The sequence below is a fragment of the Asticcacaulis sp. genome, from assembly GCF_051956075.1.
Taxonomy (GTDB): domain Bacteria; phylum Pseudomonadota; class Alphaproteobacteria; order Caulobacterales; family Caulobacteraceae; genus Asticcacaulis.
In genome coordinates, this window is record NZ_JBQCGA010000032.1 from 80,951 (window position 1) to 87,240 (window position 6,290).

6 protein-coding genes are annotated in these 6,290 nt (G+C 64.7%); 5 read left to right on the forward strand and 1 reads right to left on the reverse strand.

Features of this window, described 5'->3' with window-relative positions:
• The first annotated feature begins 22 nt into the window (after nucleotides 1-22).
• A complete protein-coding gene (locus tag ACTHLA_RS08835; protein ID WP_440187518.1) occupies nucleotides 23-2,206 on the forward strand; it encodes an FdhF/YdeP family oxidoreductase in 2,184 nt (727 codons plus the stop codon).
• Here ACTHLA_RS08835 and ACTHLA_RS08840 read toward each other — a convergent pair.
• A complete protein-coding gene (locus ACTHLA_RS08840) occupies nucleotides 2,182-2,424 on the reverse strand; it encodes a hypothetical protein (protein WP_440187521.1) in 243 nt (80 codons plus the stop codon). The two genes, ACTHLA_RS08835 and ACTHLA_RS08840, sit on opposite strands and share 25 nt — an antisense overlap.
• A gap of 318 nt (nucleotides 2,425-2,742) precedes the next feature.
• Between ACTHLA_RS08840 and ACTHLA_RS08845 the strand changes: the two genes are divergently transcribed.
• From ACTHLA_RS08845 to ACTHLA_RS08860, 4 genes are all read left to right on the forward strand, one after another.
• A complete protein-coding gene (locus tag ACTHLA_RS08845) occupies nucleotides 2,743-3,489 on the forward strand; it encodes an electron transfer flavoprotein subunit beta/FixA family protein (RefSeq protein ID WP_440187524.1) in 747 nt (248 codons plus the stop codon).
• Between the two features lies 1 nt (nucleotide 3,490).
• A complete protein-coding gene (locus tag ACTHLA_RS08850; protein ID WP_440187527.1) occupies nucleotides 3,491-4,426 on the forward strand; it encodes an electron transfer flavoprotein subunit alpha/FixB family protein in 936 nt (311 codons plus the stop codon).
• A 16-nt stretch (nucleotides 4,427-4,442) separates the two neighbouring features.
• Nucleotides 4,443-4,757 carry a divalent-cation tolerance protein CutA gene (gene cutA, locus ACTHLA_RS08855; protein ID WP_440187530.1) on the forward strand — a complete coding sequence of 105 codons (315 nt, stop codon included), beginning with the start codon at nucleotides 4,443-4,445 and terminating at the stop codon, nucleotides 4,755-4,757.
• 195 nt (nucleotides 4,758-4,952) lie between these two features.
• Nucleotides 4,953-6,077: a serine hydrolase domain-containing protein gene (locus tag ACTHLA_RS08860; RefSeq protein ID WP_440187533.1), complete on the forward strand. Its 1,125-nt coding sequence runs from the start codon at nucleotides 4,953-4,955 to the stop codon at nucleotides 6,075-6,077.
• The last annotated feature ends 213 nt before the right edge of the window (nucleotides 6,078-6,290 follow it).

Genomic DNA, 6,290 nt, shown 5'->3' on the forward strand with positions numbered 1-6,290 from the left:
GACGCCCGCACAGGATAGGTTCATGTCGAAACCCATTGTCGGCGGCGGCGCCAAGAAGGTGCTGTACGCCCTGCAAACCGCCACGCGCATCGGGCTTGAGAACACCGCCAAGGCGCTGACCGCCAAGAACGCCTGCAAGGCGTGCGCGCTCGGCATGGGCGGTCAGCGCGGCGGCATGACCAATGAGCTGGATGAGTTTCCCTCGGTCTGCAACAAGTCGATTCAGGCGCAATCGACCGACATCCAGCCGGGCATTCCGCCGGAAGTGCTGGATCACAGCCTTGACGATCTGCGCGAGCTGGACGGGCATGAGCTGGAGCATCTGGGCCGTCTGGCCATGCCGGTCTTCAAGGCCAAGGACGACGACCGCTATCGCCCGATCGGCTGGGACGAAGCGCTCGATCTGGCCGCCGCGCGTTTCCGCGCCGCCGGACCGCAGCGCAGCTTCTTTTATGCGTCGGGCCGGTCGTCGAATGAGGCGGGCTTTGTGCTGCAATTGCTGGCGCGGGCGTTCGGGACCAACAATGTCAACAACTGCTCCTATTACTGCCATCAGGCGACCGGGGTGGGTCTGGGCGCCACCATCGGAACCGGCACGGCGACGGTCGAACTCGAAGACCTGACCCGCTGCGACATGGTCTTGGTCATCGGCGCCAATCCGTCCTCCAACCATCCGCGCTTCATTCACAAGCTGAAGGCGGTGCGCGAACGCGGCGGCGCGGTGGTGATGATCAATCCGGCGAAGGAGCCGGGTCTGGTGCGCTTCGCCATTCCGAAAAGCCCGGCCTCGATGCTCAAGGGCGGCGACTGGATCGCCTCGGACTATCTGCAACCGCGCATCGGCTCGGACCTGTTCGTGCTGAAAGGGCTGATCAAGGCGGCGCTGGAGCTGGGCGCGCAGGACGCGGCCTTCATCACCGCGCATACAAGCGGCTTCGACGCCCTGCGCGCCGACAGCGAGGGATTAGGCTGGGAGGTCATCGAAAACGGCTGCGGCCTGACGCGCGACGACCTGCGCCGCGTGGCCAAACTCTATGCCGAGGCGGACAATGCGGTCATCGCGTGGGGGATGGGGATCACCCACCACCTCAACGGCGCCGACAATGTCGAATATATCGCCAATCTGGCGCTGTTGTGCGGACAAATCGGGCGTCCCGGCGCCGGCCTTCTGCCCCTGCGCGGCCACTCCAATGTGCAGGGCATCGGCACCATCGGCGTCAAGCCGGTGCTGGCGAAAGACGTGTTGGCGCGCATGGAGGAAGCCTTCGGCCTCAGCCTGCCCGACGCGCCGGGCATGGACACCATGGCCTGCATGCAGGCCGCGCATCAGGGCGGCATCGACGCGGCCCTGATGATGGGCGGCAATCTTTTCGAAGCCAATCCCGACAGCCGCTTCGCCGCTGAGGCGCTCGACCGCATCGGCTTCAAACTGTACCTGACCACGACGCTCAATCGCGGCCATGTGCATGGGCTGGACGCCTCGGAAAGCCTGATCCTGCCGGTGACGGCGCGCGATGAGGAATGGCAGCCGACGACGCAGGAATCGATGTTCAACTATGTGCGCCTGTCCGATGGCGGCATTATGCGCCTGCGCGGCGTGCGGCCCGAAAGCGATATTCTGTGCGATCTGGCCTCGCGCCTCATGCCCGACCTGCCGTTCGATTTTCAGGCCTTCAAGCCGCACCGCACCATCCGCGAGGCGATCGCCAAGATCGTGCCGGGCATGCAGGCCCTGGCCGATATCGACGTCGCCAAACGCGAATTCCACATTCAGGGCCGCCTGCTGCACACGCCGCGCTTCAACACACTGGACGGCAAGGCGCGTTTCGTTGTGCGCCCCCTGCCGTCCCTGCCGGACAGCCTGATGCTGGCGACGGTGCGCTCGGAGGGCCAGTTCAACACCATCATCTATGAGCGCACGGACGCCTATCGCGGCGGCGTGGATCGCTGGAGCGTGCTGATGAACGCCGAAGACCTGGCCGAGCGCGGCTTTCAGGACGGCGATGTCGCGCATGTCGCGTCCGAACATGGCGTGATGCGCGACGTCACCTTACGCGCCTTCGACCTGGCGCGCGGCGCCGTGCTGGCCTATTTCCCCGAAGCCAACGCCCTGACCGGAACCTCAGTCGATCCGCGCAGCAAGACCCCGGCGTTCAAATCGACGCCGGTGCGCCTGATCCGTCAGGAGGCGGGCTTGGCGTCGTGATAGTCGATTACCGGCGCTTCGCCCGCCTTGCGCCCGGTCAGGGTCGGCAGGGCGATGGGCTGGGCGCACTGGCGGTAGCGATAGGAGAACCAGCCGCCCGCCGCGTCGCACTTCTTGGCCGGAATCTGATACAGATATTGCCAGCCGGAGATCAGGCCGCAGCCAATCGCCAGCAGGGCGATAAAGACATATTTCAGCCTGCCGATCTGGCTTTTCATGGGACGCTCCGCAAAAACGCCCGCCTTATGCGCTGAAATGGCCGCAAGGGCAAGATTTTTGCCGATTCTTGATCCGCCGGGCGCAGTTGCGGGTTGACTTAGGGGCAGGTCGCCGTCACTTAAAGCGCCGATTTGATGGGATCAAATCAGCGCTTTAAGTCTTTGCTTTGTCGCTCTTCCTGATCCAAAAAGTGGGACCACTTTTTGGGGAAACGCTTTAAACCCCATGAGATATTGTTGACGCGAACGTCAACTTTGTGTTAGGCCATGACCTAAAAGGCGCGTCCGCACGACGGACGATGAAAGAGGTAACGGACCATGAAGATACTGGTGCCCGTCAAGCGGGTGTTGGACTATAATGTCAAGGTGCGCGTCAAGGCGGACCAGTCGGGCGTCGATCTGGCCAATGTCAAGATGTCGATGAACCCGTTCGACGAAATCGCGGTCGAGGAAGCCGTGCGCCTGAAGGAAAAGGGCGTCGCGACCGAGATCGTCGCCGTCTCCATCGGGCCTGCGCAGGCCAAGGACACGATCATCACCGCCCTGACCATCGGCGCCGACCGCGGCATCCTGATCCAGTCGGATCAGGATATCGAGCCTCTGGCGGTCGCCAAACTGCTCAAGGCCGTGGTCGAGGCGGAAACGCCCGACCTGATCATCATGGGCAAGCAGGCGATCGACGGCGACAACAACGCCACCGGCCAGATGCTGGCCACCCTGCTGAACTGGCCACAGGCGACCTTTGCGTCGAAAGTGGTGATCGAGAACGGTGAAGCTCAGGTGACGCGCGAAGTCGATGGCGGCCTGCAAACCCTCGGCGTCAAGCTGCCGTGCGTGATCACCACGGACCTGCGCCTCAACGAGCCGCGCTACGCCTCGCTGCCCAACATCATGAAGGCCAAGAAGAAGCCGCTGGAGACGAAGTCGGTCGCCGATTACGGCGTCGATGTCGCGCCGCGCCACAAGGTCGTCAAGGTGACCGAGCCGCCGAAGCGCTCGGCAGGGATCAAGGTCGCCGACGCCGCCGAACTGGTGTCCAAGCTCAAGACTGCGGGAGTGCTGTAAGATGGCCGCTCTGGTAATTGCCGATCACGATGGCGCGCATCTGCGCGACACCACCTTAAAAACCATCGCCGCCGCCCAGAAACTGTCGGGCGAGATCGACCTGCTGGTCACGGGCGAAGGCGTCGCCGCTGTCGCCGCCGCTGCGTCGAAGGTCGCGGGCCTGCGCAAGGTGCTGACTGCGGAAAGCCCCGAACTCAAGGCCGAGATCGCCGAAGACATCGCTGGAGTCGTGGCGCAGATCGCAGGCGGCTATGAGGCCATCGCCTTCCCGGCCACCTCGTCGGGCAAGAACGCCGCGCCGCGCATCGCCGCCCTGCTCGATGTCTCGCTGCTCAGCGACGTCATGGAGGTGTTGGACGCCCACACCTTCGTGCGCCCGATCTATGCGGGCAATGCGCTGGAAACCGTGCAGACCTCGGATGCGAAGATCGTGATGACCGTGCGCACCACGGCCTTTGCGCCGGTCGCCGCCGAAGGCGGTTCGGCCAGCGTCGAAGCGGTCGCCGTTCCCGCCGCCTTCCCCGGCGCGCGCTTCATCTCCGAAGAAAAGGTCGTGTCGGACCGCCCGGAACTGGGCTCGGCCAGGGTGGTCGTCTCCGGCGGCCGCGCGCTCGGCTCGAAGGAAGAGTTCGACGCCGTGCTGAACCCGCTGGCCGAAAAGCTCGGCGCGGCGGTCGGCGCCTCGCGCGCAGCGGTCGATGCGGGCTATGCGCCCAACGACTATCAGGTCGGCCAGACCGGCAAGGTGGTCGCGCCGCAGCTCTACATCGCCATCGGCATTTCCGGCGCCATCCAGCATCTGGCCGGCATGAAGGACTCCAAGGTGATCGTCGCGATCAACAAGGATCCCGAAGCGCCGATCTTCGGCGTCGCCGATTACGGTCTGGTCGGCGATTACAAGACCATCGTGCCGGAGCTGATGACGGCGCTCGGCTGAGATTAGGGCGATGGACATGAGCGAGATCGTCACTGTGTCCATCGCCTGCGCCTCCGAAGACGAGGCTCAGGCGCTCGCGCTGGCCCTGGTCGAAGCGAAACTGGCGGCCTGCGCGCAGACGACAAAGATCCATTCCACCTATCGCTGGCGCGGCGCGGTCGAACAGGCGTCGGAAGTCCTGCTCACCCTCAAGACCCTGGCCGCGAAACTGCCCGAACTTGAAGCGCGGGTGAAGGCGCGGCACAGCTATGATACGCCGGAAATTCTGGCGACGCCCGTGGTCTGGGCCAGCGCCGATTACGCCGCCTGGCTGCGGGAAAGCCTTGCCTAGCACCCTCTCCCCATGACACTGGGGAGAGGACGAGGAGCAAGGCGCAGCCGCCGATCCTCGGGTGAGGGGCTGTCAGCCGACTGAGCGCAACCGGCAAACAGCCCCTCACCCGATCGCCTTCGCTTACGCTCGGCTCTCGTCCTCTCCCCATATTCATGGGGAGAGGAGAGTGTTTTGAATTTTAACGAGGCCCTCATGACCGAACTTCACGGAACCTGCCCGCCACACTTCGCCGCCGTGCGCGACGCCTTTGCGGCCAATTTCGCGGCGGGTAAGGAGCTGGGCGCGCGCTTCACCGCGCAGGTTGCGGGCGAAACTGTGGTCGATCTGTGGGCCGGTCAGGCCGACCGCGAAGGGACGCGCGCCTTTGACGAGACGACCCTGACGCCGGTGTTTTCGACCGGCAAGGCGGTGATGGCCCTGTTGATCGCGCGCGCCGTCGATCAGGGAAAGCTCGACTACGAAACGCCGGTGGCGCGCTACTGGCCCGATTACGGCCAGAACGGCAAGGACAAGGTCACGCTCGGGCAACTGATCTCGCATCAGGACGGCCTGCCCGGCTTTTATCCGCCGCAGGATCCGTCGATCTGGTTCGACGTACCGGCGACGCTGAAGGCCCTGTGCGAACAGGCGCCCTTATGGACGCCCGGCGACGGCTCCGGCTATCACCCGATCACCGGCGGCTATCTGCTCGGCGAAGTGTTCCGCCGCGTCGAGGGGCGCTCGCTGGGGACGGCCCTGCGCGAGGATTTCGCAGAGCCGTTCGGGATCGAAGTGATGATCGGCACGCCGGACGACTATGCGCCGCGCATCGCCCACCTGCAAAAGCCGACCGCGCCGCCCGATCTTGGCGTTATCGACCGCATCAAACAATCGGCCTTCCTCGACAAGGGCTCGGCCCCGGCGGGTCGCGGTTCGGGCGACTGGCGGCGCATGGAGATTCCGTCCGCCAACGCCCACGCCACGGCGCTCGGTCTGGCGCGTCTGATGAGCGTGGTCGCCAATGGCGGCGTTCTGGACGGTCGGTCGCTGATTTCGGCGGAGACTCTGGCGCAGGCGACGCGCGAGCGGGTCTATGGTCAGGACCGCGTGCTGCCGTTCAAACTGTCCTGGGGCGCGGGCTTTTTGCGCAATAAGGGGCTGAACATCTATGGCCGCAATGAGCGCGCCGTCGGCCACAGCGGCTGGGGCGGCTCCTGCGCCCTCGCCGACCCGGAGCGTAAGGTGTCGGCGGCCTATGTGATGAACAAGCAGTCGTCGTACCTGCTCGGCGATCCGCGCCCGGTCAGCCTGATCGACGCATTTTACGCATCGCTCTAGGTCCGATCGACATCCAGGACGCGGATCGCGCTTGACGGAAGGCGGATATATCCGCAGATGACGCAGATGGCTCGCTCAGATTAAGGAAGGGATTTAACCACGGACGATGGCCTTTGGCCATCCTCACGGACCGCCGCTTTCGCGGCGTACACGGACAAGAGATGAGGGCGCGGAAAGTCCTGCGCCTTTCCTTGTCCGTGCAGATGGCCGAAG